The sequence below is a fragment of the Rhodovibrio salinarum DSM 9154 genome (assembly GCF_000515255.1).
Classification (GTDB): Bacteria; Pseudomonadota; Alphaproteobacteria; order Kiloniellales; family Rhodovibrionaceae; genus Rhodovibrio; species Rhodovibrio salinarum.
In genome coordinates, this window is the sequence record NZ_KI911559.1 from 3,111,271 (window position 1) to 3,137,804 (window position 26,534).

The 26,534-nt window shown below is 66.1% G+C and carries 26 protein-coding genes; 10 read left to right on the forward strand and 16 right to left on the reverse strand.

Annotated features, from left to right (window positions below; all coding sequences use genetic code 11):
- The first annotated feature begins 83 nt into the window (after positions 1-83).
- Positions 84-2,009 (forward strand): ABC-F family ATP-binding cassette domain-containing protein, encoded by a 1,926-nt coding sequence (locus RHOSA_RS0114420; protein WP_027289225.1) that lies wholly within the window; start codon positions 84-86, stop codon positions 2,007-2,009.
- A gap of 9 nt (positions 2,010-2,018) precedes the next feature.
- Here RHOSA_RS0114420 and RHOSA_RS0114425 read toward each other — a convergent pair whose 3' ends face one another.
- Positions 2,019-2,384, reverse strand: coding sequence for a cupin domain-containing protein (locus tag RHOSA_RS0114425; protein ID WP_027289226.1), 366 nt, complete (start codon positions 2,382-2,384; stop codon positions 2,019-2,021).
- A gap of 44 nt (positions 2,385-2,428) precedes the next feature.
- Positions 2,429-3,373, reverse strand: a complete 945-nt coding sequence (locus RHOSA_RS22715; protein WP_051432171.1) for a DMT family transporter — start codon at positions 3,371-3,373, stop codon at positions 2,429-2,431.
- Positions 3,374-3,557: 184 nt separating this feature from the next.
- On the opposite strand from RHOSA_RS22715, the gene RHOSA_RS0114435 reads away from it, so the two are divergent.
- Positions 3,558-4,349 (forward strand): helix-turn-helix transcriptional regulator, encoded by a 792-nt coding sequence (locus RHOSA_RS0114435; protein ID WP_242468781.1) that lies wholly within the window; start codon positions 3,558-3,560, stop codon positions 4,347-4,349.
- A 124-nt stretch (positions 4,350-4,473) separates the two neighbouring features.
- On the opposite strand, the gene betC is transcribed toward RHOSA_RS0114435, so the two are convergent.
- The 5 genes from betC to RHOSA_RS0114460 form a co-directional block, all read right to left on the reverse strand.
- Positions 4,474-6,036, reverse strand: a complete 1,563-nt coding sequence (betC, locus tag RHOSA_RS0114440) for a choline-sulfatase (RefSeq protein ID WP_027289228.1) — start codon at positions 6,034-6,036, stop codon at positions 4,474-4,476.
- Between the two features lie 214 nt (positions 6,037-6,250).
- Positions 6,251-6,697 carry a protein tyrosine phosphatase family protein gene (locus tag RHOSA_RS0114445; protein ID WP_027289229.1) on the reverse strand — a complete coding sequence of 149 codons (447 nt, stop codon included), beginning with the start codon at positions 6,695-6,697 and terminating at the stop codon, positions 6,251-6,253.
- 79 nt (positions 6,698-6,776) lie between these two features.
- Positions 6,777-7,226: a DNA polymerase III subunit chi gene (locus RHOSA_RS0114450; RefSeq protein ID WP_027289230.1), complete on the reverse strand. Its 450-nt coding sequence runs from the start codon at positions 7,224-7,226 to the stop codon at positions 6,777-6,779.
- A 33-nt stretch (positions 7,227-7,259) separates the two neighbouring features.
- Positions 7,260-8,453 (reverse strand): ATP-binding protein, encoded by a 1,194-nt coding sequence (locus RHOSA_RS24380; RefSeq protein WP_051432172.1) that lies wholly within the window; start codon positions 8,451-8,453, stop codon positions 7,260-7,262.
- 169 nt (positions 8,454-8,622) lie between these two features.
- The gene (locus RHOSA_RS0114460) at positions 8,623-10,122 is read right to left on the reverse strand and encodes a leucyl aminopeptidase (RefSeq protein WP_027289231.1); all 1,500 of its coding nucleotides are present in this window, start codon (positions 10,120-10,122) and stop codon (positions 8,623-8,625) included.
- A gap of 225 nt (positions 10,123-10,347) precedes the next feature.
- Here RHOSA_RS0114460 and RHOSA_RS0114465 point away from each other — a divergent pair, with 225 nt between their 5' ends.
- The 4 genes from RHOSA_RS0114465 to RHOSA_RS25785 are packed head-to-tail and all read left to right on the forward strand — an operon-like array spanning position 10,348 to position 14,878.
- Complete coding sequence (locus RHOSA_RS0114465) at positions 10,348-11,634, forward strand: peptidylprolyl isomerase (protein ID WP_027289232.1); 1,287 nt, start codon at positions 10,348-10,350, stop codon at positions 11,632-11,634.
- A 9-nt stretch (positions 11,635-11,643) separates the two neighbouring features.
- Positions 11,644-12,699, forward strand: coding sequence for a 4-hydroxythreonine-4-phosphate dehydrogenase PdxA (gene pdxA / locus RHOSA_RS0114470; protein WP_027289233.1), 1,056 nt, complete (start codon positions 11,644-11,646; stop codon positions 12,697-12,699).
- Between the two features lie 5 nt (positions 12,700-12,704).
- On the forward strand, positions 12,705-13,547 hold the full coding sequence (rsmA, locus tag RHOSA_RS0114475; RefSeq protein WP_027289234.1) for a 16S rRNA (adenine(1518)-N(6)/adenine(1519)-N(6))-dimethyltransferase RsmA: 843 nt from the start codon (positions 12,705-12,707) through the stop codon (positions 13,545-13,547).
- Positions 13,548-13,600: 53 nt separating this feature from the next.
- Positions 13,601-14,878, forward strand: coding sequence for a threonine/serine exporter family protein (locus RHOSA_RS25785; protein ID WP_242468780.1), 1,278 nt, complete (start codon positions 13,601-13,603; stop codon positions 14,876-14,878).
- A 137-nt stretch (positions 14,879-15,015) separates the two neighbouring features.
- Here RHOSA_RS25785 and RHOSA_RS25960 read toward each other — a convergent pair whose 3' ends face one another.
- From RHOSA_RS25960 to RHOSA_RS0114505, 4 genes are all read right to left on the reverse strand, one after another.
- Positions 15,016-16,554: an ABC transporter permease subunit gene (locus RHOSA_RS25960; RefSeq protein WP_200372013.1), complete on the reverse strand. Its 1,539-nt coding sequence runs from the start codon at positions 16,552-16,554 to the stop codon at positions 15,016-15,018.
- Positions 16,551-17,228 (reverse strand): amino acid ABC transporter permease, encoded by a 678-nt coding sequence (locus RHOSA_RS0114495; protein WP_051432173.1) that lies wholly within the window; start codon positions 17,226-17,228, stop codon positions 16,551-16,553. Before RHOSA_RS0114495 ends, RHOSA_RS25960 begins: the two co-directional genes overlap by 4 nt.
- 345 nt (positions 17,229-17,573) lie before the next feature.
- Complete coding sequence (gene gmk, locus RHOSA_RS0114500; protein ID WP_027289236.1) at positions 17,574-18,224, reverse strand: guanylate kinase; 651 nt, start codon at positions 18,222-18,224, stop codon at positions 17,574-17,576.
- A gap of 6 nt (positions 18,225-18,230) precedes the next feature.
- The gene (locus RHOSA_RS0114505) at positions 18,231-19,103 is read right to left on the reverse strand and encodes a YicC/YloC family endoribonuclease (protein ID WP_200372048.1); all 873 of its coding nucleotides are present in this window, start codon (positions 19,101-19,103) and stop codon (positions 18,231-18,233) included.
- 193 nt (positions 19,104-19,296) lie between these two features.
- Here RHOSA_RS0114505 and RHOSA_RS0114510 point away from each other — a divergent pair, with 193 nt between their 5' ends.
- Positions 19,297-20,100 (forward strand): SDR family NAD(P)-dependent oxidoreductase, encoded by an 804-nt coding sequence (locus RHOSA_RS0114510; RefSeq protein WP_051432174.1) that lies wholly within the window; start codon positions 19,297-19,299, stop codon positions 20,098-20,100.
- Between the two features lie 57 nt (positions 20,101-20,157).
- On the opposite strand, the gene mltG is transcribed toward RHOSA_RS0114510, so the two are convergent.
- From mltG to fabD, 5 genes are all read right to left on the reverse strand, one after another.
- Positions 20,158-21,138, reverse strand: a complete 981-nt coding sequence (gene mltG / locus RHOSA_RS0114515; RefSeq protein ID WP_027289239.1) for an endolytic transglycosylase MltG — start codon at positions 21,136-21,138, stop codon at positions 20,158-20,160.
- Between the two features lie 26 nt (positions 21,139-21,164).
- Positions 21,165-22,430, reverse strand: a complete 1,266-nt coding sequence (gene fabF, locus RHOSA_RS0114520; RefSeq protein WP_027289240.1) for a beta-ketoacyl-ACP synthase II — start codon at positions 22,428-22,430, stop codon at positions 21,165-21,167.
- A 69-nt stretch (positions 22,431-22,499) separates the two neighbouring features.
- On the reverse strand, positions 22,500-22,742 hold the full coding sequence (locus RHOSA_RS0114525; protein WP_037256420.1) for an acyl carrier protein: 243 nt from the start codon (positions 22,740-22,742) through the stop codon (positions 22,500-22,502).
- A gap of 164 nt (positions 22,743-22,906) precedes the next feature.
- Positions 22,907-23,644 carry a 3-oxoacyl-[acyl-carrier-protein] reductase gene (gene fabG / locus RHOSA_RS0114530; protein WP_027289242.1) on the reverse strand — a complete coding sequence of 246 codons (738 nt, stop codon included), beginning with the start codon at positions 23,642-23,644 and terminating at the stop codon, positions 22,907-22,909.
- Positions 23,645-23,709: 65 nt separating this feature from the next.
- Positions 23,710-24,660, reverse strand: coding sequence for an ACP S-malonyltransferase (gene fabD / locus RHOSA_RS0114535; protein WP_027289243.1), 951 nt, complete (start codon positions 24,658-24,660; stop codon positions 23,710-23,712).
- Between the two features lie 364 nt (positions 24,661-25,024).
- On the opposite strand from fabD, the gene rpsF reads away from it, so the two are divergent.
- The 3 genes from rpsF to rplI all read left to right on the forward strand — a co-directional run bounded on the left by rpsF (position 25,025) and on the right by rplI (position 26,447).
- Positions 25,025-25,453 carry a 30S ribosomal protein S6 gene (rpsF, locus tag RHOSA_RS0114540; protein WP_027289244.1) on the forward strand — a complete coding sequence of 143 codons (429 nt, stop codon included), beginning with the start codon at positions 25,025-25,027 and terminating at the stop codon, positions 25,451-25,453.
- Positions 25,454-25,557: 104 nt separating this feature from the next.
- Positions 25,558-25,815 carry a 30S ribosomal protein S18 gene (rpsR, locus tag RHOSA_RS0114545; RefSeq protein WP_027289245.1) on the forward strand — a complete coding sequence of 86 codons (258 nt, stop codon included), beginning with the start codon at positions 25,558-25,560 and terminating at the stop codon, positions 25,813-25,815.
- 32 nt (positions 25,816-25,847) lie between these two features.
- The gene (gene rplI, locus RHOSA_RS0114550; RefSeq protein ID WP_027289246.1) at positions 25,848-26,447 is read left to right on the forward strand and encodes a 50S ribosomal protein L9; all 600 of its coding nucleotides are present in this window, start codon (positions 25,848-25,850) and stop codon (positions 26,445-26,447) included.
- Positions 26,448-26,534: the final 87 nt, after the last annotated feature.

Below are 26,534 nucleotides of genomic sequence, written 5' to 3' on the forward strand. Positions count from 1 at the left end.
CAACCGGCGAACCCGAGTGCCCGGTTTCGTGCCTCCTGTCACCTTCCGGTGCCGGCCCCGGGCGTGCTAGAACCCGCCGCGCCATGCTCAGTGTCCGTGACCTCTCCTACCGCATCGAAGGCCGCCCTCTATTCGAGGGCGCCAACGTCACCGTCAACGGCGGCGAAAACGTCGGCCTGGTCGGCCGCAACGGCAGCGGCAAGTCCACGCTGCTCAAGCTGATCGCCGGCGAACTGCAGCCGGACGGCGGCACCATCCAGGTGCCGACCAACAGCCAGGTCGGCTACATCCGCCAGGAAGCCCCGGCCGGCGATAAAACGCTGCTGGAAACCGTGCTGGCCGCGGACACCGAGCGCGCGCAGCTGCTGACCGAGGCGGAGACGGCCGAGGATCCCGAGCGGATCGCCGAGATCCATATGCGCCTGTCCGATATCGACGCCCACTCCGCTGAAGCGCGCGCGGCGCGCATCCTCTCCGGGCTGGGCTTTTCCGACGCCGCGCAGCAGCGTGCCTGCAAGGAGTTTTCCGGCGGCTGGCGGATGCGCGTGGCATTGGCCGCGCTCCTGTTCTCCGAGCCCGACGTCCTGCTGCTGGACGAGCCGACCAACCACCTCGATCTCGAAGCCACGATGTGGCTGGAAGGCTATCTGCGCGACTGGTCGGGTACGATGCTGCTGGTCAGTCACGACCGTCGGATCCTCAACAAGTGCGTCGACAAGATCGCGCATCTGCAGGGCGGTACGGTGACGACCTACCAGGGCGGCTACGACCGCTTCGAGGAAACCCGCCGCGAGCAGCTCCGCCGCCAGCAGCACATGCACGAGGAGCGCGAGAAGGAGCGTGCGCGCATCCAGCGCTTCGTCGACCGGTTCCGCGCCAAGGCCGGGCGCGCCAGCCAGGCGCAGTCGCGCGTCAAGATGCTGGAACGCATGCAGCCGATCGGCGAGGTGCAGGAGGACAAGGCCGTCCGCTTCGACTTCCCGCAGCCGGACGAACTGCCGCCACCCCTGATCGCGCTCGACCACGTCGACGTCGGCTACGATCCGGCCAACCCGATCCTGCGCGCGCTCAACCACCGGATCGACCAGGACGACCGGATCGCGCTGCTGGGCGCGAACGGCAACGGCAAGACCACCTTCGCCCGCCTGCTGGCCGGTCGGCTGCAGCCGCTCAAGGGCAAGCTGACCACGCCCGGCAAGCTGCGGATCGGCTATTTCTCCCAGGACCAGGCGGACGAGCTGGACCTGGCACAAACGCCGGTCGCGCACATGGCGGAGGTCATGCCGAACGCCAACAAGACCAATGTGCGCGCGCACCTGGGCCGGTTCGGCTTCACCCAGGAGAAGGCGGACGTCGCCGTCGGCAATCTCTCCGGCGGCGAGAAGGCGCGTCTCCTGTTCGCGCTGATGACCCGGCACGCCCCGCACCTCCTGATCCTGGACGAGCCGACCAACCACCTGGACATCGAGGCGCGCCAGGCGCTAATCGAAGCGCTCAACGAGTTCGCCGGCGCGGTCGTGCTGATCACCCACGACCCCCACCTGATCGAACTTGTGGTCGACCGGCTGTGGATCGTCGCCGACGGCGCGGCGAAGCAGTTCGACGGCGACCTGGAGGCTTACCGCCAGCAGTTGCTGGAGCAGCGCCGGGCCGAACGCGCGGCCGCCAAACGGCAGCAGGACCTCCAGAAGGAGAAGAGCGACCAGGCGAACGGCAAGCCGGCCAAGGACGACGGCCTGTCGAAAAAGGAACGCCGCAAGCAGGCCGCCGAGGCGCGCGAGCAAACCAAGCAGCTGCGCAACGAAGCCCGCAAGCTCGAGCGCGACATCGAGAAGCTGACCGAGAAACAGCAGGAGATCGAGGCGAAGCTGGCCGATCCGAAAATCTACAACGGCCCGACCGCCGACCTGCAGGACCTCCAGGTCGCCCACGGCAAGGTGAAGGACCAGATCGCCCAGGCCGAGGAGCGCTGGCTGGAACTGCAGGAGCAGCTAGAAGAGGCCGGCTAGACGTCTGGATCAGTCGAGGCGCTCGGGCTTCGCCACGGTCCGGTCGCTGGTCACATTGCCGGTGTTCACCGTGCTGCCGGGTTCCAGCAACAGAACCTCGCAGATCCCGTCCGGTGCCTCCGGCAGATGCTCCACACCGTGCGGGACAACGATGAAGTCGCCAGGGTGCAGTTCCACCGTCCGGTCGCGGTAGTGCATCAGCAAGCGCCCCGACCACACCAGGAAAAGCTCATCCTCCCGGTCGTGGTGATGCCACTCGAACGCGCCTTCCAGCTTGGCCAGCTTGACCTGGAACTCGTTGATATCGCCGGCGACCTTCGGGCTCCAGGTATCGGAGAAACCGGCAAACGCTTGTCCGAGGCTGATCTTATCCATGGCTCTGCCCTCTGACGGTTCCTGTTCGGGGCGTGCATGCTAGATCACCTGCGTGTGCCGCCGGAAGGCCGGAAACGGCGATTTCCAGCCGGTTGTGGATCGGCGAAGAGCCTGGCGGCCCCGGAACCGCGCGGACGCCAAAACATGACCACGTTCCCAAGCAGCGTCAGGCCGACCCCGACCAGCCCCAGCGACGTCCAGCTATATCCTTCGACCACAGTCGAAATCGTCAACGCGACCACGGGAAAGATCACGGTCGCATAGCCGGCGCGCGCCGACCCGATCCGCGCGACCAGCATCAGGTAGGTCGTAAAGCCGATCACCGACCCGATGAGCGCGAGATACGCCAGCGCCCCCCAGTAGACCGGGTCCGACGTCATCCCCACGGGCTGGCCGCTCGCAACGAACATCCCTGCCAACGCGAGGGCCCCGATGCACATACCCCAGCTGTTAGCCGTGACCGGCGTGATCCCCAGTTCGCCGTTGCGCCGAGAGGCCATGTTGCCGAAGGAGAACAGCAACGTGCCGAGCGCCGCCCAGCCGATGCCTTGGACGGTCGCGGCATCGAAGCCGGCAAACAGATCCTGCCAGAAGATCAATACCAGCCCCGTCGCGCCGAGGACCCCGGCCAGGATCGTCCGCGCCGTGATCCGGTCCCCGAAAAAGATTCGCGCATTGATCGCGTTGAAGATGGAGGCTAGCGAGAAGACCACCGCGACCAGTCCCGAAGCCATCAGGCCGGAGGCTGTGTAGAAACCGACAAAATTAAAGCAGAACAGGCATAGGGCCTGGACAACGACGAACCGCCAGACGGGGGGCCGGCGAACCCGCCCCAAAACCGACAGCCCCGCCAGCATCACCACGCCCGCCAACGCGAAGCGCAGGCAGATCGAGAGCAGAATCGGCACCTCGCCCACCTGCGCCGCGATGGCGATCCACGTCGTGCCCCAGATGAGGACGGTGATTGTAAAAAGCAGAATATTGGCCATAAGCACCCTCCGATCGGGGGCTTACCGTCTTTACCCGGTCCGGTTTTGCAGGTTCTTGCGGTAAAAGCCTCCGCCCTCGTTCCAGCCGGGAGTGTGGTTTTGGTAGAAAGGGGATCGGGCTTTCCTGGAGGCACGCATGCAGCAAACCGTCGAAGACGTCCTCGGCCGATCAAACGCCGCCAGCATGGCCGGCAAGATCAGCCTCGGCACCGGCTGCGGCGTCGTTATCTGGGAAAACCAAAACGATTGGGTGCATTATGAACGGCCGGACCACCACACCTTCAGCCTCTACCTGAAGGACGGCACGGGCACCCGGCGGCTCGATGCCGGCGGCATTGCCGGCTGGCCCGGCGCCGTCTGCATCCTGCCCGCAGGACACCGGTCGGACTGGGAGATCACCAGCGCGTCCCAGTTCGTGCATCTCTACCTGTCGGACGAGGCGCTGCGCAGCGCCTTCTCCCGGATTCACGCGTGCGACGCCCGCCGGCTCGACCTTGCGGAGGAGAATTTCGTCGACAAGCCGGAAGTTTCCGTACCGCTTGCGGAACTTGCCCGCGCCGCCGTATCGAACGACCCACTCCGGGCCGACACCGCGCTGGCGGAGTTCGTCGCACGGCTTCCGGGCCGCACCGCCCGCGTGTCGGGCGGGTTACCTCCCTACGTGATCCGCCGGGTGGAGGAGTACGTCGTTGCGAACCTCTCCGGCACGATCCGCTTGGACGATCTTGCAGAGCTGGCCGGAATGTCCGGGTTTCACTTCCACCGGATGTTCCGACTGGCGCGCGGCTGCCCGCCGCATGTCTGGATCACCCAGCACCGCGTGCACCGCGCCAAGGTGCTTCTCCGCACCCCGGTGTCGATCGCGGAAGTGGCCGTGGCATGCGGCTTTTCCAGCCAGAGCCATCTGACCCGCGTGTTCCGCGAGCAGACCGGCCGCACACCGGGGCAGTTCCGCAGGGCCTGGCAGGCGCGATGACCTGCACGGGCACAGCCTGCCCGGCGCGTGGCCGTTTCACCCCTTCATTCAGCCAGACTAGCTCGCCGGCACGGCCATGGAGGTTGTGACAAGGAGCATCCGCAAGGGGATCCTCCTACATGCCTCATTCGGCGCCGGTCGGCTCGTCCAAACGTGCCCGATACTCCCGCGCCGACAGCGCCTCGTCGTTGCGGATGTACAGGTTGGCCGCGTCGTAGGAGGGCGCATAGTCCCACGGCGCCGGCTTGCCGCGACTGAGCGCGTCGAACACGAAGCGCCGGCGCTTCTGGCTTTCCACGACCCGCTTGCGCAAGTTGTCCAGATCCCAGGTCCGGGCCACGAGATCGCCCAACTCGGCCTCGATCGTGGCGTAGTCCGACCGGCCCGCACGGTCGTCCAACTCCTGGGGATCGTCCGTCAGGTCGAACAGCTGTGGCGGATCGCCGGCACTATCGGGCTCGCCCGCACTGTAGACGTACTTGTGCCGGCCCTTGCGCACCATCAGGCAAGGGCCTGCGGCGCCCTCGCCCAGGTATTCGCTGTACGCCGTATCCGGCCAACCGGCGGCATCGCCCTGCAGCAGTGGTGCGACGCTGCGGCCCTTCAGGTGCGGCGCGCACTCCGGGTCCGGCGTGCCGCCGCCGGCTAGGTCGACCAGGGTCGGGAACAGGTCGATCAGCGAGGTCGTCTGCGGCACCCGCTTGCCGCCGGCGACATCCGGATGGCGGACGACAAACGGAACCGAGGCGGACCATTCGTAGAACGACATCTTGTACCACATGCCCCGCTCGCCCAGCATGTCACCGTGGTCGGCGGAGAAGATGACGATCGTGTTGTCCGCCATGCCGGTGCGCTCGAGCGTGTCCATCAGCTGGCCCAGCTTGTCGTCGACGTAAGAGGTCATGCCGTAATAGGCGTGCCGCGCCTTGCGGATGTCCGCGTCGGTGATCTCCTGTTCGTGCATGCCGTAGTGATAGAACAGGCGCGCGCTGTGCGGATCGCGCTGCTCCGGTGGGATGTGCGGCACGCTCGGCAGGTCGATCTCACTATCGTCGTAGCGGTCCCAGTATTCCCGCGTGGTCGCATAGGGGTCGTGCGGGTGGGTCAGCGAGACGGTCATGAAGAACGGCCGCGTATCGGCCTGATCGCGGGCGTAGTCGTACAGCCGGCGCTGTGCCTGGTAGGTCGTCTCGTCGTCGTAGTCGATCGGCATGGAGCGCGCACAGATGCCGGCCTTGGTGACGCTGTCCATGTTGTGGAAGAAGGACAGCTTCTCCCACTGCTTCTCCCAGTTCGGCGTCCAGCCGAAGTCGACCGGATAGAAGTCGGTGGTCAGGCGCTCCTCGTAGCCGTGGAGCTGGTCGGGACCGACCAGGTGCATCTTGCCGCTCAGGCACGTGCGGTAGCCGAGCGCGCGCAGGTAGTGCGCGAAGGTCGGCACCGCGGCCGGGAACTCGGAAGCGTTGTCGTAGGCATCCAGTTCCGAGGGCAACCGCCCCGACAGCATGGACACGCGCGAAGTCGAGCACAGCGGCGAATTGCAGTAAGCATTCTCGAACACCGTGCCGCCGGCGGCAAGCCGTTCAATATTCGGCGCCTTGACGACTTTATGTCCGTAAATTGGCAGCGCAGACGCCCCCAATTGGTCCGCCATGACGAACAGAATGTTCGGCGTACTCGACGACATGAAACCCCCTTCACCTGGAGTTTTCTAAGAGTTCTTCCAGTTTCAGGGAATACTGTCGGCGCGATCCACGCAAACAAGTAAAATAACCGCGCACCCTTAGCTCAGCTTATACCCCTATTATGACCACGGACCACTCAACCGGTCGCTTCTTATCCGGCGCTACACAGGCTACGCGCGCGTCGCGGCGGTGGCTTCGCCGCGACGCGCTTACAGGTTACCCAGCCGCGGTCTGTTGCTGGAACGCCTGGAACAACGGCTTCAGGTGGGAAAGGTCAAAGCCCTGAGCGTGGGCTTCCTGCAGCACCGTATCGATATCCCGCCCCTGATGGCAGACCTGGGCGAGCCCCCAGAGCACGAGCGAGCGTGGCCCCGACTTGCAGTGGGCGAGCACGGGGCCTTGGCTTTCGCTCAGTGCCTGCTGGAAGCTCGAAACCAGTTCCGGACTCAACTGGTCCGGGGTCATCGGCAGATAGTGATAGCTCAAACCAGCGGCTTCGGCCGCTTGGGCGCAGTCCTGGGCAGTCGGCTGCTCGGGACCGCCTTCGTGGTCCGGACGGTTGTTGATGACCGTCGTATAGCCGGCATCTGCGGCCGCCTGCATATCCTCCGGTCGGAGCTGGCCGGCGACGGCGAAGCTCTCGGTGATCTGGCGCGCATCCATCGGCGCTCTCCCCTGCCCTTGGTCTGCTAATCGGTTATCGGCGCAGATGATCCGGCGCGGCGCCGACGGCAAGTACCGGTCATGCGCCCTTCTTCCACCGCCCGCGTTCGTCTTGCTGCCAATAGGTCAGCTCGTGCCCGGCCTGGCGGTAGGCTTTCCAGCGCTGCCGGGCACCCTGCACCGCCTCGGGATCGTTGCCGTCGAACATCTCGGCGATCACCCCGAAGGCTTCCGGCTGCGCGGTCGTGGCCCCATCCACGAGGAAGGCGACGTGCGCACCGTTCGGGTTCTCGTCCCCGGTCGTGAGCCAGACCGGCTGCAACTCGGCGTACCCGTCCTTGGATGAGCCGTGCGGCAGAAAGCCACGTTCCTGATAGGTCCAGAGGTGCTGGTTCAACTGCTCGACCCGCGCCTCGGAACCGGCCATCACGACCGCCTTCCATTCGCGCTGCAGCGCCCGCTCCAGCAACTGGGGCAGGGCCTGTTCAAGGCTCGTCCGGGTCAGGTGGTAGAAGCGCACCTCGGTCATGGCGCGCAAGCTAGGGCAAACCGCAGCCCGGTGTCACCCGCCGGCCGACAGCTGTTGCTGCTCCTGGTCCTCGTTTTTGGTCTGCAGCGTCCGCTCGGCCGGTAAAACCGCGCATGCCGTGGTCCCCTGCTTCGGGGCACTCTCCAGGAAGAGATGCCCCCCATGCAGCTCGACCAGGACACGCGTTAGCGCCAGGCCGATCCCGCTCCCCTCGATCTGACGTGCCATTGCCTCTCGCCCACGCCCAAAGGGCGTCATGACGGTTTCCAACTCCTCCGACGGGATTCCCACACCAGTATCGCGTACCCACAACAGCATGCCGCCATCATCCTGCAGCTCAGCCCCCATCGTGACCGAACCGCCGCTTGGCGTGAATTTCACCGCATTGGTCGCCAGATTCATCAGGATCTGCAGCAGCTTCCGCTCATCGGCAGTTACCCAGGCGTCCGTGGCGATCTCGGTTGCGAACACGATGTCCGCCCCTAGGACGCGCGGGGCCAGCATGCGTTGCACCTCCTCGATCAGACAGGTCGGATCGACCCGGGTCTCGACCAGATCCAGACGCCCGGATTCCGCGCGCGACAGGTCGAGCAAATCGTTGATCAGATCAAGCAGCCGCTGTCCGCTGCTCTGGATATCCCGCAAATACTCCGCCTGACGGTCACTCACCGGTCCAGCCGTACCGGTCGCCAGCAGATCGGCGAACCCAAGCACGGCGTTCAGAGGAGTGCGCAATTCGTGGCTCATGTTCGCCAAAAACGTGCTCTTGGCCTGGTTGGCGTGTTCCGCGACGGTGCGGGCCACCTCCAGTTCGGCAATCTGCGTGCGCGCGTTTTGGACCGAGCTGTTCAGCAGGGCCAAGACCGTGCCAATGCCGAGATAGCGGCCGTCCTCGACGACGATGAAACCATCGTCCACCGCATCCGGATGGTCGTTGGCAATCCGCTCAGAAACCCGGTCGATGGTGTCCTCTGCCTCGATCACCAACGGGTCGCGGTTCATCAACAGACGCACGGGCCGATTTTCGTAAAGGGCATAGGTCACCGGATGCGCGAGCGCCTGCAGCAAGGCGTGGCGAGCGATCAGCCCCACCGGCCAATCGGCCGAGTCCAACACCGCGAACGCCGGGCCGGATTCGTATTGCCGCATCAACTCGAACACCGCCCCGCAGCGCATCTCGGCGGTCACGGTCGGTAGATCGCGAATGATCGTCGATTTGGCGCTCACGGGCAGCCTCGGCAGGGCGACATGAGGCGGGGAGGCACTGAGGCCTTCGCAGCTGCACAAGTGCGCGCGCGGATTTAAGAAGTCGTAAACCTTCGCCCGAGAGGCCGATGACCGTTTCTTGAAGTTTTCATGACAGCCGGAACGTCTTCGACCGGCGTCGGTATCGCGCCTACCGCTCGAAGCGGTCAGCCACGAAGCAGTCCAGCAACCGCACCCCGAAACCGGTACCGCCCTTGGGCACGATCGGTGCGTCCTTGGTCGACCAGGTCACACCGGCAATATCCAGGTGGGCCCACTTGGTGCCCTTTTGAATAAACCGACGCAGAAACTGGGCGGCAGCCGTCGAGCTGGCGTTGCGGCCATCGCCAACGTTCTTCATGTCGGCGATGTCGGAGTTGACGTCCTTGTCGTACTCGTCGTCCATCGGCAGGCGCCACAGCTTCTCGCCGACCGACTCCCCGGCTTGCGTCAGTTGCTGAGCCAACGTGTCGTCGTTGGCGAACAGACCGGCGCGGCGGTTGCCGAGCGCGACCAGGACGGCCCCGGTCAGGGTCGCCAAGTTAACCATCGTTTCCGGCTCGTACGTTTGCTGCGCGTACCAGAGCGCGTCGGCCAGCACCAGGCGCCCTTCCGCGTCGGTGTTCTGCACCTCGACCGTCTGCCCGGACATGGTGGTCAGCACGTCGCCCGGCCTGTACGCCGCGCCGCCCGGCATATTCTCGACCAAACCGACCACCCCGACGGCGTTCAGCTTTGCCTTGCGCCCGGCCAGCGCCTTCATCAGCCCGACCGTGACGCCGGCGCCGCCCATGTCCCACTTCATGTCGCCCATCCCCTGCGCGGGCTTGAGCGAGATGCCGCCGGAATCGAAGCACACGCCCTTACCGACCACGGCGAGCGGGGTCTTCTTGCCGGACCCGCCCTGCCAGCGCATGGTCACCAGCTTCGGCTCCTTGTCCGAGCCCTGCGCGACCGCCAGCAGCGCACCCATGCCCAGCTTGCGCATCGCCTTGGCGTCCAGCACCTCGACCTCGACGCCCAGTTCCTCCAGCTTGCGGCACTCCGCCGCCAGAGCCTCGGGCGTGAGGACGTTGGCGGGCTCGCTGACCAAGTCGCGGGTCGTCTCCACACCGCTCGCGAGCTTCTCCAACGGCCGATAGGCGTTGTCCGCGTCTTTCTTGTGCGACAACGCAACCGTGAACTGAGTCAGGGACGGCTTGTCCTCCGCCTTCTCCTGGGTGCGGTACTTGTCGAAGCGATAGCTACGCAGCCGCGCGCCCAGGGCCAGCCGTGCCGCAGCCTGCGGCGCGGTGACCGGCGCGCCCGCAAGCGCGTCGAGTACAAAAGTCGCCTGGCTCTCACCGACCGCATTCAGCTTGGCGACCAGTTCGCCGCCGATCGCTTCCAGATCGCCAACGTCGAGCGCGTCCGGCTTGCCCAGCCCGACCAGCAGCACACGGCTGTTTTCCACACCGGCAGGCGTCAGCACCTCCAGCAATTGCTGTTTGTCGCCGGTAAATCTGGCGGACGCCTTGAGCGCGCGGGAGAGCGCGCCGTCGGTCGCCTGATCAAGCTTCTGGGCGCTGGCGGTCAGCGTGCGGTCCGCGGTGACACCGACGCACACGGCATCGCTGGTGGGCAGGCTGTGGCTGGTGAAGGCGACCTTCATGGGGCGCAAGGCCTCTCGCTCGGGGTGATACGGCAACAGCCCGGACGCGCGATCCGAGCTCCCTCCTGAGTTGCGATAGACGGCGCCGTGCGCACCTGTCAATCCGGCGACACGTCGCGCCTGCTCTGCGCAATGCACCGATACCGCGGCGATGGAGCGTTGTGAGCGCGCGCCGCCATCCCTATAGTCCGCGCGCACGTATCCGCTGTTATCAAAGGCTTCTCGATGAGTCGTCTCCTCCCTCGCCTGAGCGGCCTTCTGGTCGTTGCCGCCCTCGCGCTCGGTGCCCTGCAGCCGGCTGCCGGTCAGCAAACGCTGCGCGCCACGGCGGTGGTCAACGATCAAGTGATCTCCGGTCTGGACGTTGAGATGCGCATGCGCCTGGTCATGCTGTCCGCCGGCATCTCGCAAGAACAGGCCAACCGCGCCCGCCTGCGCGACCAAGTGCTGCGCAACCTGATCAACGAACAACTGCAGCTCCAAGCGGCGGAGCGGTACGGCTATTCGGTCAGCGAAGAGGAGATCGACCAAGCCGTCAGCCAGGTGGCGCAGAACAACAACATGTCGGCTGACCAGTTCCTGGCGATCCTGCGCCAGAACAACGTGCCCGTGGCGACTTTCCGGGAACAGATGCGGGCGAACCTCGCCTGGCAGAAGGTGATCCGGAATCGTCTGACACGTCAGGTCTCGATCTCCGACGAAGACGTCGACGATGCGATGGAACGCTATCGCTCCCGTCAGGGCGAGCGGCAGTACCGAGTGCGGGAAATCTTCCTCGCCGTCGATGACGAGAACGAACTGCCGCGGGTCCGCCAGACCGCCCAGCGACTAATGCAACAGCTCCGCCAGGGCGCGGAGTTCGGCGCGCTCGCCCGGCAGTTCTCGCAATCGCCGACCGCCGCGGACAACGGCGAGATCGGTTGGGTGACCCCGGAGAACCTGCCGGAAGCCGTCGCCGACGCGGTCACGGAGATGCAGCCGGGCCAGCTGGTCGGCCCGGTGCGCGGCTACAGCGGGTTACACCTCGTCAACCTGCTGGACACGCGGGTCCTTTCGCCCAGCAACGAAACAGTCGACCTGCGCCAGCTGTTCACACCGGTGCCCGACAACGCCGACGCGGAGGCGGTGCAGGCGGCGAAGGACCGGCTGAACCGCCTGGCCGAGCCCGCGGATGGCTGCAGTACCTTCAGCACGCTGGCGGACGACAGCGAGCAGGCGCGTACCAGCGACATCGACGACGTCAAGATGAGCGCTCTGCCCGACGAAATCCGGCCGAAGATCGCCGATCTGCCGCTGGAAACCCCGTCCGAGCCGGTCGAGGTCGCAGGCGGCTACGCCGTGCTGATGGTCTGCGCGCGCAGCGGCGGCATCGACCGGGAGGAGATCCGCCGGAACCTGCAGCGGGAGCGGCTCAACATGCTCGCCCAGCGCTACATGCGCGATCTGCGCCGGCAGGCCAACATCGAGTTCCAAACCGATAGCGGGCGGCGCAACGCGCAGGAAGCGGGGTAACAGCCCGCGATGAGCAAACCGCGCGTCCACGATAGACCAACTCCAGAGGTCCCCCTCGCGCTCACGATGGGCGAGCCGGCCGGCATCGGCGGCGAAATCGCGCTTGCGGCCTGGCTTCAGCGCGCGTCGGCAGGGCTCACGCCGTTCGTGCTGCTCGACGATCCCGCGCGGCTGCGGGCGCTTGCCGACCACCTCGGCTGGTCGGTACCGGTCGTGGAGGTCGCACGCGCCGGGGAAGCCACGGACGCGTTCGCCGAGGGTTTGCCTGTGCTGCCGCACCTCCTGCCGGTTCACCCGGCGCCGGGTAACCCGACCGGGGAGACCGCAGAGGCGGTGCTCGCCAGCATTCGGGAGGCCGTGCGCCTGACCCGCGCGGGCGAAACGGCGGCGGTTGTGACCAACCCGATCGCCAAGCACGTCCTGACAGCCACCGGCTTCGACCATCCAGGCCATACCGAATACCTCGCCTGGCTCGCCGCGGACGGCGGCCCGGTGCCAGAACCGGTGATGCTGCTCACCTGCCCGGAGCTGAGCGTCGTGCCGGTGACGATCCACATCCCGCTTGCCGAGGTGGCGCGGCGCCTGAGCCAATCGGCGATCGAACACGCCGGCCGCGTGACCGCCCAGGCGATGGCCCGCGACTTCGGCATCGCGCATCCGCGCCTGGCGGTCGCGGGCGTGAACCCACACGCCAGCGAAAACGGCACGATCGGCCGCGAGGACATCGAGATCGTAGCCCCCGCCTGCCAGACGCTGCGCGCGGAGGGCATCGAGGTCGCCGGGCCGCTCAGCGCCGACACGCTGTTCCACCCACGTGCCCGCCAGGGCTACGACGCAGTTCTGTGCATGTATCACGACCAGGCGCTGATTCCGATCAAGACGATCGACTTCGCGCGCGGGGTCAACGCCACCTTGGGTCTGCCGTTCGTGCGCACCTCGCCCGATCACGGCACGGCCTTTGGCATCGCCGGTACCGGTCAGGCGGACCCGGCCAGCCTGATCGAGGCGCTGACCACCGCCCGCCGAATGGCCCGCGGCCGCGCACGTTCCACCACAACCGCCTGAACACGATGGCGGACACCCCGGCCCCGCTGCCGCCCCTGCGCGAAACGATCCGCCGCCACGGTCTGGACGCGCGCAAGAGCCTGGGCCAGCACTTCCTGCTCGACCTGAACCTGACGGGCAAGATCGCGCGCACCGCCGGCGATCTGTCCCGCGGCACGACGATCGAGATTGGCCCCGGTCCGGGCGGCCTGACGCGCGCGCTGCTGGCCGAAGGTGCCGGTCACGTGATCGCGGTGGAGCGCGACGACCGCTGCCTGGCCGCGTTGGCCGAATTGGCCGATGCCTATCCGGGCCGCCTGGAAACCAGGGCCGGCGACGCATTGGAGACGCCGCTATCGCATCTTGGGCCCCCGCCGCGCCGCGTGGTCGCCAACCTGCCCTACAACGTCTCGACCGCACTATTGACCAACTGGCTGAGCGAGATCGCCCGCGACCCGACAGTCGCTGAAACGCTTGTGCTGATGTTCCAAAAGGAGGTCGCGGACCGGTTGGTCGCACGGCCCGGGACAAAGGATTACGGGCGTCTCAGCGTGCTGACGCAGTGGCTCACGGACGCCCGCATCGCGTTCAACGTGCCCAAGGAGGCGTTCACGCCGCCGCCCAAGATCGTCTCCAGCGTGGTCAAACTGGACCCACGCCCGCAGCCGCGCGCGCCCGCCGACCCGACCGTATTGCAACGCGTCACGGCCGCTGCTTTCAACCAACGCCGCAAAATGCTGCGTGGGTCCCTGAAGCCGGTAAGCCGCGATCCGCAGGCCTTGTGCTCGGCCGCCGGGATCGACCCCACCGCCCGGGCGGAGGCGCTCAGCGTGGAAGAGTTCTGCGCCCTCGCCCGGACGCTGCAATAGCGCAGGGCGTTGTCCGCTTGCCCAAGCGCGGCGCGCGTGCAAAACGATCTAACATGAACGATCAATCCGATCCGACCGTGATGCGTCACCGCCATCTCGAGCAAATCGCGATGGCGGCGCTGGAAAGCGGTCGGTTGCTTATGGAAACGGGCGCCAAGTCCACCGTGGTCGCGACCGGCATGCGCAAGGCCGCCCTCGGGCTGGGCGCGGAGCAGGTGCATACCCGGATCGGCTACGCCTCGCTCTCGCTGACGGTGACCCACGGGCACAACACGATCTCCCGCATGATCGGTGTCGGCCACCACCGGGTCGACATGCGCCTCAACCATGCCGTCCGCAGCCTGTGCACCCGGGTCGAGCAAGGCGGCCTAACACCTCAGGACGTCTCCCAGGAGATCCGGTCGCTCACCGGCCAGATCCCCCACCATAAGCGGATCGTGGCGACGCTGGCCGCTGGTCTCGCCTGTGCCGCTTTCGGACGACTGCTGGGAACCGACTGGATCTCGTTTGTCCCGATCCTCGCGGCGAGCGCGGTCGCGCAAGGCGTGCGGATGGCGCTGGCGGCCCGTGGCACCAACACCTTCGTCCTGATCGCGGTGGTGGCGCTGGTCGCGTCAGGACTCGCGGGGTTGGGCGCGATGTGGGTGGACAGCGGCACGATCGGCATCGCGATGACCGCGGCCGTGTTGCTACTGGTTCCCGGCGTGCCGTCGATGAACGCCCAGACCGACATCATGGAGGGCTACCCAACGATGGGCAGCGCCCGGTTCGTGACGGTCGCGATGATCCTGATCTTCATCACCGTCGGCATGGGTGCCGCGCGAATGATCGTCGGACCGGGGCTGGACAGCGGCCTGGTTCCACCCGGCTGGCTCGTGCACCAGGCGGCCTTCGGCGCGCTCGCGGCGGCGTGCTTCGGCGTACTGTTCAATTTCGGCGCCCGGACGCTTGTCTGGGCGGCCGCTGCTGGGGGACTCGCGCTGGCCGCGCGCACGCTCGCCCTCGAAAGCGGACTGCCGCTGGAGGCCGCCTCTTTCCTGGCCGCCGTCGCGGTCGCGGTCTGGGTCGAGTTGCTGGGCGTAGCGCCGCTTCGCATCCGGCACGCCGGCCAGACACTGGCCGTGGCCGGCTGCATTCCAATGGTCCCCGGCGGCGCCGCCGCGCAGTGCATTATCGGGCTGCTGCAGCTAAGCTCCCAACCCCCGGCCGAAGCCCAGGCGGCCCTGGTCGCCTCGACCACCGCCGGCCTGCAGGTCGTCTTCACGCTAGGCGCGATCGGCGCCGGCCTGACCATGGTCCGCTCGGTCGTGCCGCACCGGGACTTCCCGTAAAGCCCTCTATCCGTTCAGCCGCGGTTTCAGCCGGCGCCGCGCTCTTGATCAGTGGACCTGTCCGTCGGGCATGCCAGGTTTGGCGCGGCCCGACGGACAGGTCCGTTTCCCCAATCGTGCGTTTTCAGAACCTAAACTTACAGTGTGGGCAGGTCCGGCAGCTTCTGGCCCAGCCATTTACGCGACAGGTCATCCAGCTCGCCACCGAGCTTCTTGTGCAGGATGAAGACGTTCACCCAACGCAGGAGATCGAGGTCGCCCTTCTTGACGCCTATGAAGGCGGGCGATTCCTGGATGATGAACTTGGTCTCCAGGTCAATGTCATCGTTGCCGGACGCCAGGTTCGCGGCGACCGTGTTGCCGGTCACCAACACGTCAACCTGCCCCGACTTGTAGGCTTCGAGCGTCGCCGCGTTATCGCCGAACCGAACGATCTGGGCCCCGTCCGGCACCATGTCGGTCAACTCGATGTCTTCGATCGTGCCACCGGTGACGCCCGCTTTCAGGCCCCCCAGATCTGCCGGCGAGGTCACATCCAGATCGGGCGCGGCGAACGCACCCGAGAAGAACGGGGCATAGGCGTTGGAGAACCAGATCGACTTGGCCCGGGTCGGGTTGGCGCCCATCGAGGAGATCACGAGATCGACGCGGTCGGTCTCCAGGTAGGGAATCCGCTGCTTGGAGGTGACCGGCACGAGTTCGAGATCGACGCCAAGGTCTTTGGCGATCAGCTTGGCGACATCGACGTCGTAGCCGACATGTTCGCCCTCCACACCGAGCGAACCGAAAGGCGGAAAGTTCTCCGGAACCGCGATCTCAATCGTGCCGTCGTTCAGAACGTCGTCGAGATCGGCGGCGGCGGGCGTCGCAACCGCGACCGAAAGAAGAGCGGTCAGGACCGCCAGGGTCCTTGGCAGACGTGTCATTGTGCGATGAGCTCCCTGTTCTCGATTGTGCCGCGTTATTTTAGGCGGCTGCGGTCGGCTGCGGCTCCTCGGCACGGGGCCGAGCCGGTGCTCCAGGCGCTTGGACAAACGCGTCAACGGAAAGCACAAACAGAAATAGATCAGGCCCATAATCGGATAGACGACGAACGGTTCCGTCCCGTCGACCGACGCGTTCGCCCACCGTTTGCCGATGCTCATGAGGTCCTGAAAACCGATGATGTAGGCGAGCGACGTGCCCTTGATGATCTGCACCATGAAACCAACGGTCGGCGCCACGGCATAGCGCACGGCCTGCGGCAGGACGATCAACCGAAGCACGAGCCCGAGATGGAGTCCTTGGGCCCGACCAGCTTCCCATTGCCCAGCCGGGACGGCCTGCACCGCCCCGCGCCAGACTTCCGCCATGTAGGCGCTGGCATAGAGCGTCAGCGAGACCGTCGCCGCCGTCCACGGATTGACGTTGGTATCCAGAAGCTGGGGAACGCCCAGGCCGGTCAGAAACAGCAGCATCAAGAGCGGTGTCGACTGAAAGAACCAGATGTAGCTGATCGACGCGCGCCGCGCGCCACGGGCCGGAAGCACCCAGAGAAGCGTAATGACGAGTCCCACCAAACCGCCGCCGATAAAGGCAATCAGCGACAGATAGATCGTGAACTGCGTCGCTTCGATCAGTTGCGCGACAACAATACCTTCTGGCTTTCCAAGAAGGTCGACCAGAATTTCCCTCATTTACAGTCCTTCCAGGCGAAGGCCCGTGCCTCGACCAGACGGAGGATCGCTTTGAAAGCCAGAGCGATCAGGATGTACAGCGCCGTCAGGGTCAGGAAGACCTCGAACGAGCGGAAGGTGCGGCTATCGATGTAAAGACCTGCGTGGGTCAGATCTTCGATGCCGATTTCCGAGATGATTCCCGTCGTGAGAAAGAGAAAAATGAACTGACTGTTCAGGGACGGATACATGCGCGCGACGGCCTGCGGGAAGGTGATCTTCCGGAACACCAACCGCCGCGGCAGGCCAAGCGCACGCGCCGCCTCGCGCTGTTCCTTCGGCACGGCTTCGAAACCGGCCCTCAGGATTTCCGCGAAGTAGCCTGAGAAATTGATGGTCAAAGCCAACAGGGCGTGGCCCCAGAAGGGCCACTGGTAGTTCAGCAACTGGGGCAGACCGAAGGCGATGAAGAACAGTTGAACGATCAACGGCGTGTTACGGACCACCTCGACATAGACCGCCGCCGGATAGGATAGGAAAGGCTGCTGGCGTGTCCGCGCCAAGGCAAGAGCAACCGCCACCGTGAAACCGAGCAGCCCGCCCAACGTCGTCAACGCGACGCTCGTGCCGGCGCCTTCCGCCAAGATCCACAGATACTCTGAGCTTCGATAAATCTCGAAGAAACGGAGTTCCATATAGGGGCTTTATGTCTGTTGAAATGCACAGCCCGTGATTGGGCCGGCGGGTAGCCAAGCCTAGTCACCGATTTGGAACCGGAAGGTCCGGCCTTCGGACTGCGCAAGCCCCGTGCCAAAGCACAAGGATTGGCGCGCACCTGCGCCAATCCCGAGAAACAAGCACCTCCCCGAGGGGGCCAACAGGACCAGGATTGCTCAAATACCAGGCAGACCCGGCCTATCAACGCGGCAGGTCGCCTAAACGATAGCTAGCGGCTTACTCGCGCGCCCGGATCGGCCAGACCGTCTTCGCCAAAACAGCGCAAGCGAACTCACGTACGCTCAGCCCAATCGGGCGCAGTTTCAGGCCTGCGCTGTATCCTCGACCAATTGGTTCACGAAAGCGTGCAGGCCGGTCTGGCGGGAGCGGCGGAGGCGTTCGGCCTGCAGGATCGAGGTGACGCGGCTGACCGACTTCTCCACCTGCTCGTTGACGACGATGTAGTCGTACTCGGTGTAGTGGCTCATCTCGTCGGACGCCTTGGCCATGCGCTGACGCACGACGTCCTCCGGGTCCTGCGCGCGGGTGCGCAGGCGATACTCCAGGGCATCCTTGGTGGGCGGCAGGATGAACACCGAGACGAGATCGTCGCCGGCGCGTTCCTTGACCTGCTGGGTCCCCTGCCAGTCGATGTCGAACAGCACGTCCTCGCCGCGGGCGAGCGCCGCCTCAACCGGCTGGCGCGGGGTGCCGTAGTAGTTCCCGAACACCTTGGCGTACTCCAGGAACGCGCCGTCCTCGATCATCCGCTGGAAGGTTGCTTCGTCGACGAAGTGGTAGTCGATCCCCTCCTCCTCGCTCGGGCGCTGTTGGCGCGTCGTGCAGGAGATCGACAGCTTCAGGTTATCCTGATCCGCGAGCAGCCGCCGGGAGATCGTGGTCTTGCCCGCTCCCGAAGGCGAGGAGAGCACCAGCATCAGACCGCGGCGTTGGATCAATCCGTCCTGGACCATATCTTCCTACTCGATGTTCTGAACCTGCTCGCGCAGCTGCTCGACCGTGTTCTTGAGCGACAGGCCGATCCGGGTCAACGCCACATCGCTCGCCTTGGAACACAGTGTGTTGGCCTCTCGGTTGAACTCCTGACACAGGAAGTCAAGCCGCCGACCGATCGCCCCGCCGCCGTCCAACAGCTCGCGCGCGGCCGTGACGTGCGCATCCAGCCGGTCCAGTTCCTCGCGAATGTCGGCCTTGCTGGCGAGCAAGGCCGCCTCCTGCGCAAGGCGCTCCTCCGACAGGCCAGTCCGGGTCTCGATCAGCTCGGCCACCTGCTTACGCAGGCGTTCGCGCAACGCCTCCGGCTGGCTGGCCGCGCATTGCCGCGCCTCCTCGGTCAGGCGCGCGATCTCCGCCAGGTGGCGTTCCGCCATCTCGTGCAGCGCCTGGCCCTCCCGAACGCGGGCCTCGACAAGCTCGTCCAGCAAGCCTTGCAAGTCCGCCACCATCGCCTGCTCGCGGGCCTGCTGCGCCGCGTCGTCCTCCGGCTCCTCGACCGTCTCCAGAACCCCGCGTACCGCCAGCAAGCCGTCCAGGCGCGGCGGGTCGGCATCGACCTCGTCGCGCAGCTCACGGGTCAGGCGGACCAGCTGGTCCAGCATCTCCCGGTTGACCTGCAGTTGCATGCGCCGCTCGGTACGTTCGACCGATAGGGAGACGCTGATGTTGCCTCGGGTGCAGACCTTGGGCGCGCGGCTGCGCACCTCATGCTCCAAACGGTCCATCCCGCTTGGCACCCGCACGCGGACATCCAGCCCCTTGCCGTTCACGCTCTTGGCTTCCCAGACCCAGGTCTGCTGCGCGTCGCCCCCCTCGCGGCGGGCGAATCCGGTCATGCTGGCGACGGTCACGTTTCTCAGCCTTTTTGCGGTTGGCGGCGCCTCGGATGCGCGGGGCGCGAATGGCGGCGCACTATATTCATGGCCGCTTGCGGGTCACAAGGCTGCCCGCGCGCTATTGGGAAGACGATGCGGTCTGTAGGCTGACCCTCGTCGTCCGTGTGCCGCCTGAAATGGAGATCAGCACCTCATGAGCCGACAACGTCGCCGCCGCCCCCAGCCGCCTTCTCCGCCGCGCTCCCTGCTGATCACCGGTGCGTCCAGCGGCCTGGGCGCTGCGCTGGCCCGCCTCTATGCCGGACCCGGGGTGACGCTGACCTTGGGCGGGCGCGACATCGCCCGGCTGGAAGCCATCGCAACCGACTGCCGAGCCCGCGGCGCCACGGTGACGACGCGGCATCTGGACGTGCTGCACCGCATGGGCATGGCCGACTGGATCGCCGAGGCGGACGCGCAGGCGCCGCTCGACCTCGTGATCGCGAACGCCGGCCTGGGCGGCGGTACCGGCGGCGGCGGGGAAAGCGCAGCGCAGACGCATCAGATCATGAGCGTCAACGTCACCGGGGTCGTGAACACCGTCCTCCCGGCGGCCGACGCGATGCGCCGGCGCGGCCACGGACAGATCGCGATCGTCTCCTCGCTGGCCGGCTTCCGGGGCTTTCCGGGCGCGCCGACCTATTGCGCCAGAAAAGCGGCGGTGCGGGTCTGGGGCGAATCGCTGCGCGGACATCTGGGTCGTGCGGGGATTTGCGTCTCGGTGATCTGTCCGGGCTACGTGAAGACCCGGATGACGGCCAACAACGACTTCCCGATGCCGCTGTTGATGGACGCCGACCGGGCGGCCCGGCGAGTTCGGCGCGGGCTCAAACGCAACCAGGGCCGTATCGCCTTCCCCCGTCGGCTCTATGCCATCATCTGGCTGCTTAGCCTGCTGCCACCCGCCTGGACCGACGGCCTGCTCGCCCGCTTGCCCGAAAAGGCAGCACACGGGTGAGCGCCGCAACCTAGAAGGCCGTAGTCTCGCAGAAAGAACCACGCAGACGTGTGCGCTTTACTTGTTCTGGTCGCGTACCTTGCGCCATTCGGCGACGTTGCGGTTGTGCTCGCGCAGGGTCTTGGCGAAGGCATGGCCGCCGTTACCATCGGCAACGAAGTAAAGGTAGTCGGTCTCCGCCGGGTTCAGCGCCGCCTTCAGGGCGGCAGGACCGGGGTTGGCGATCGGCCCGGGCGGGAGGCCCGCGTTCTGATAGGTATTGTACGGATTGTCGACGTCCCAGTCGGCCCGGGTCAGCGGGCGGCCCAGCTCAGCCTCCCCCTCGGTCAAAGCAAAGCGTACCGTGGGATCGGACTGCAGGCGCATGCCGCGTTCCAGCCGATTGACGAATACGCCGGCAACCAGCGCGCGCTCGGCCGGCACCGCCGTTTCCTTTTCCACGATCGAGGCCAGCGTGATGGCCGCCCGCTTGCTGTCGAACGGCAGGTTCTTGGCGCGCTTCGGCCACAGCCTGTCCAGCGTACGCGTCATCCCGGCCCGCATGCGCTGCAGCAGGTCGGCGCGGCGGTCGCCGCGCTGATAGTGATAGGTCTCCGGCAGCAGTTCGCCCTCGTCCGGCACCTGGGATATCTCGCCGGTCAGCGCCGGGGCTGCGCGAATCCGTGCGACCACTTCGTGGCTGGTCAGGCCTTCGGGGATCGTGAGGGTCCGCGCCACCGTCTTGCCGGAGACGACGATCTGGAGCGCTTGCTTCGGGCTGACTTGGGCCGGAAAGGCGTATTCCCCGGCCTTCAGCTGCGTCGCCTGCCCGGTCACGCGCGCGCCCAGGCGGAAGATCAGGGGCGAACGGATCACACCTTCGTTGGCGAGCTGCTGGGCGATCGCATTCAGCCCGGACCCGCGCGCGATCAGCACGACCTTACGCGCGTCCAGCGGCCCCGGCCCGGTAAAGCGCTGCTGGCCCCAGGAATACAGGAAGCCAGCGCCCACGGCACCGATGGTGATCAGGAAGGTAACGGCGATCAGAAGCCGCTTCACGACGGCCTCCGCTTAATGATCGAAGGTCAGCTGTACGCCGACAGAACCAGGCTGGCGTTGGTGCCGCCAAACCCGAAGGAATTCGACAACGCGTAACGTACCTTACGCTCCTGCGCCTGCTTGGGCACCAGGTTCATGTCCCGACAGCTGTCGCTGGGGTCTTCCAGGTTGAGCGTCGGTGGCACTACCCCGTCGGCGATCGCCTTGATGCAGAAGATCGCCTCGACCGCACCGGCAGCCCCCAGCAGGTGGCCGATCGCGGACTTGGTCGACGACATGCAGGTGTCCCGATAAGCGTCGCCCAGCAGCCGTTGCACGGAGCCGAGTTCGATCTCGTCGCCCTTGGGCGTCGAAGTTCCGTGGGCGTTGACGTAGTCGATCTGCCCCGGCTCGATACCAGCGGACCGCAGGGCCGCCTGCATCGCCCGGTAGCCACCGGAGCCGTCATCCGCCGGGGCGGTAATGTGATAGGCATCGCCCGACAGACCGTACCCGACGACCTCGCCATAGATATGGGCGCCGCGGGCCTTGGCGTGCTCGAGTTCCTCCAGCACGACCACACCGGCCCCCTCGCCCATGACGAAGCCATCGCGCCCCTTGTCCCAGGGCCGCGACGCCTCGCTCGGACGATCGTTGTAGCCGGTCGACAGCGCCTTCGCTGCCGAGAAGCCGGCGATACCGATCCGGCAGATCGCCGCCTCCGCGCCGCCGGCGACCATGACGTCAGCATCGCCGAGTCCGATCAGGCGGCTGGCGTCGCCGATCGCGTGGGCGCCGGTGGAACAGGCGGTAACGGCCGAATGGTTCGGCCCCCGGAAGCCATAGCGAATCGACACCTGGCCTGAGACCAGATTGATCAGCGCTGCCGGGATGAAGAAGGGGGAAAGACGGCGCGGCCCCCGCTCATGCAGCGTGATCGCGCCGTCGTTGATCGTCTGCAGCCCGCCGATACCAGACCCGATCATCACGCCGGTGCGATCCTGGGATTCCAGGTCTTCCGGCATCCAACCAGCATCCGTAACGGCTTGGTGAGCCGCCGCCATGCCGTAGACGATGAACTGATCGACCTTCCGCTGGTCTTTTTTCGCCACATAGTCGTCGGCGTTGAACAGACCGTCCGCCGTATCGCCACGCGGGACCAGACCCGCGATCTGCGAATTCAGGTCGCTGGTGTCGAACGATTCGATCCGTTTAACGCCGGACTGGCCTTCGAGCAGCCGGTGCCAGACCGGCTCGACACCGCTACCTAGCGGCGTCACAAGCCCCATCCCTGTGACGACGACGCGTCTCATGAACTCACTGACGGCTGTTGTCGAAGACTGCGAAAGGTGCGGACAAACGCCGCGGGGAACACCCGCAGGTTAGCCGGCATGCTCCTGAATGAAGTTCACCGCATCCTTGACGGTGACGATCTTCTCGGCGGCATCGTCCGGGATCTCGCAGCCGAATTCTTCCTCAAACGCCATGACAAGCTCGACCGTGTCGAGGCTGTCGGCGCCCAGATCGTCGATGAAACTGGCCTCGTCGGTGACCTTGGCGTCGTCCACGCCCAGGTGCTCAACTACGATCTTCTTTACGCGCTGGCCGATGTCGTTGTCGCTCATTGCCCTTAGAACCCTCAGGTAGACCGGAAGCGCCGGGGACGCTTTCCCCGGCCTCGATTTGCAAAATTATTGCCCGCAGATGACACGGGCTGCGCCTCTTATCACAGTGTTTCAGCGGTGACCAGCGTTGGCGCGCACGCGAGAATCGCCCGCCGTAACCCGGCCTACACCATGGCCATTCCGCCGTTGGCGTGCAAGGTGTGTCCGGTCACGTAGCCCGCTTCTTCGCTGGCCAGGAAGGCGACGCAAGCGGCGACCTCCCCCGGCGTGCCCAGCCGTTCGGCCGGCACCCGTGCCAGCGTCGCTTCGCGCTGCTTCTCGTTCAGGGCATCCGTCATCGCCGTTTCGATGAAGCCAGGCGCCACGCAATTCACGGTGATGTTGCGCGAGGCGACCTCGGTCGCAAGCCCCTTCGCCATGCCGACCAGGCCGGCCTTGGAGGAGATGTAGTTCGCCTGCCCGGCGTTGCCGGTCTGCGCCACCACTGAGGAGATGTTGATGATGCGCCCCCATTTGCGCTTCATCATCCCCTTGATCGCCGCGCGCGACAGCCGGAAGGCGGCGGTCAAGTTGACTTCCAGCACCTGCTCCCAGTCCGCGTCCTTCATCCGCATCGCCAACGTGTCGCGGGTCAGTCCGGCGTTGTTGACCAGGATGTCGAGCCCGCCCATCGCCTTCTCGGCATCGCCGACCAGCTGGTTGACCTCATCCGGGTCCGACAGGTTGCACGGCAGCACGTGCACGCGCTCCCCCAGTTCGGCGGCCAGTTCATCCAGCTTTTCCTTACGCGTGCCGCTGATCGCCACCGTCGCCCCCTGCTGGTGCAGGGCGCGCGCGATCTCGCCACCGATGCCACCGGTAGCGCCGGTAACCAGCGCCAATTTGCCGCTCAGATCGAACATGTCCTGCGTCCGCTCCCGGAATCGTGTGCTTTGCTTGCTCGTTATGGCGCGTCGTATCGGCGCACTCAGGCGTCTTCAAGCTCGTTGAGGAAGGCCTGAACGCCGCCGGGCGCCCCCACCGGCATCGCCGTGATCTTCCGATCGATCCGCTTGGCCAGGCCGCTCAGCACCTTGCCGTGCCCAATCTCGTAAAGCCGGTCGACGCCCTTGTCGCGCATGTACGCCACGCTTTCGCGCCAGCGCACCGGCTGGACGATCTGCTCGCACAGACGGTTGCGGATTTCATCCGGACTTTCCAGCGCATAGGCGGTGACGTTGGACACCACCGGCAGGTTGGGCGCGTGGATCTCCACTTCCGCGAGGGCCCGCTCCATCTCTTCGGCCGCCGGCTGCATCAGCGCGCAGTGGAAGGGAGCAGAGACGTTCAGCATCACGGCGCGCTTCGCGCCCTTCTGCTTGGCGATCTCAATCGCCCGCTCGACCGCCTCTGCGTGGCCGGAAATGACGACCTGCCCCGGCGCATTGTCGTTGGCGATGCTGCAGACACCCCCGCGCGACGCTTCGTCCGCAACCGCCTGAACGGTTTCCAGATCGAGTCCGAGGATGGCGGACATCGCGCCCTGGCCTACCGGCACCGCGCGCTGCATCGCCTGGCCGCGCAGGCGCAGCAGCTTGGCCGCGTCGCCGGCGCTGAGCGCGTCCATCGCGGCGAGCGCGGAATACTCGCCCAAGGAATGGCCTGCGACGAAAGCGCCCTGGCTGGACAGCGCGAAGCCGCCCTGTTCCTCGACCGCGCGGACGGTCGCCAGACTGACCGCCATCAGCGCCGGCTGCGCGTTCTCGGTCAGGACCAGCTCGTCCTCGGGGCCTTCGAACATCAGCCGGGACAGGTCCTGGCCCAGTGCGTCGTCGACCTCCTGGAAGATATAGCGCGCCGCCGGGAAGGATTCGGCGAGTTCCCGGCCCATGCCGACTTCTTGGGAGCCCTGGCCGGGGAATACGAAAGCGCGCGCCATGGCAACTGCCTCGCGATCTTGGGCGTGGGAAAAGCGGGGGCAGTGATAGCGGCTGACCTTGTGCTGTCAAGCGCTCACGCCGGGATGCTTCGGCACAGTCCACGCGGCACCGCGACACACCCATCACCGAACCGGCCGAAAAGCGCGGAAAACCCAGCGTTCACCCTTGATCGCAAGGCCGTCATCTGTATAGTCGCGCAACCTCGCAAGAGACCTCCTCGCCGATCCCGATGCGAGCCTGCTCGTGCGATGCCGTCTCGACGGTGCCGCACGGACGGGAATGTATGGGGTCGGCTAGGGCCGCCCGGCTACCCGGTCAAACCCCGCGGAGCTACGGCCCAGTCAACAGCCATGGGGAGACAACATGGAAGAGTCGCGCTACTACGAGAGCGTGTTTATCGCACGCCAGGACATTTCGTCCTCCAACGTCGAGGAACTGGCCAACCAGTTCCAACAGGTCCTCGAAGGCCAAGGCGGTCAGATCCACAAGACCGAGCACTGGGGCCTCAAGAACCTCGCCTACCGGGTGAACAAGAACCGGAAGGGCCACTACGTCCTGTTCAACATCGAAGCGCCGTCCGCCGCGATCGACGAGTACGAGCGGACGATGCGCTACAACGAAGATGTGCTGCGCTACCTGACCCTGCGCGTCGACGAGCTCGACCCGAACCCGTCGGTGCAGATGGAGCGCAAGGACAAGAAGGACGGCGACCGGCGCGGCGAGCGCGGTGGCCGTGGCGAGCGTGGCGGCCGGGGCGAGCGCGGCGGCCGGGGCGGTCGCGGCCGCGAGTAAGGCTGCGGTCGCAATCGCCGATTGCGCCCTCTTTTTCCGGATTCCACGACGAGACCTGACCGGCCGGATCAAATACCCGGCCGCGACCACGGAGGAGACAGACGATGACCGTTCGTGTCGTCAGCCGCGGCGCCGCCCAGCGCCGCCCGTTCTTCCGGCGCCGCAAGAGCTGCCCCTTCTCGGGCCCGAACGCGCCGAAGATCGATTATAAAGACGTCAAGCTCTTGACCCGCTTCACCAGTGAGCGCGGCAAGATCGTGCCGAGCCGGATCACCGCGGTGTCGGCGAAGAAGCAGCGCGAGCTCGCCCGGGCGATCAAGCGGGCGCGCTATCTCGCCCTGATGCCGTACGTCATCAAGTAACGGCATCCGCCCGGAGCATTAAGGAGACGATCATGCAGGTAATCCTGTTGGAGCGGGTCGAAAACCTGGGCTTCATGGGCGACGAGGTCGCCGTGAAGCCGGGCTATGCCCGCAACTTCCTGCTGCCGCAGAAGAAGGCCTTGCGCGCCACGGACTCCAACCGCGCCTATTTCCAGTCCAAGCGCGCGGAACTTGAAGCCCGCAACGCCGAGCGCCGCAAGGACGCCGAAACGGCCGCCAAGCGGATCGACGACATGGTGGTGAGCATGATCCGCCAGGCTGGCGAGACCGGTCAGCTGTACGGCTCGGTCACCGCCCGCGACATCGCCGATGCCCTGGCCGACCAGGGTGCGCGCATCGAGCGTGGGCAGATCCAGTTGGGCCGGCAGATCAAGACGATTGGTCTGCACCCGGTGGACGTGCGCTTGCACCCCGAGGTGAGCGTCGAGATCACGGTCAACATCGCCCGCTCCAAGGGTGAGGCGGATACGCAGCTCGAGCAGGGCCGCACCGTCTCGGTCGAGGAGCAGCAGGAGATCGCCGACCGTGCCGTCGAGGATGTCATCTCCGAGGTCGAGGAGATGGAGACGGACGAAACCGACGAGACGGACGAGGAAACCGAACGGGCGTAACGCGCGAAAGCCCGTCCGCTTCGGCGTACCGTCGAGATCGCGGCCCCTTCCCGACCCTCGGGAAGGGGCCGTTTTCGTAAGCGATAC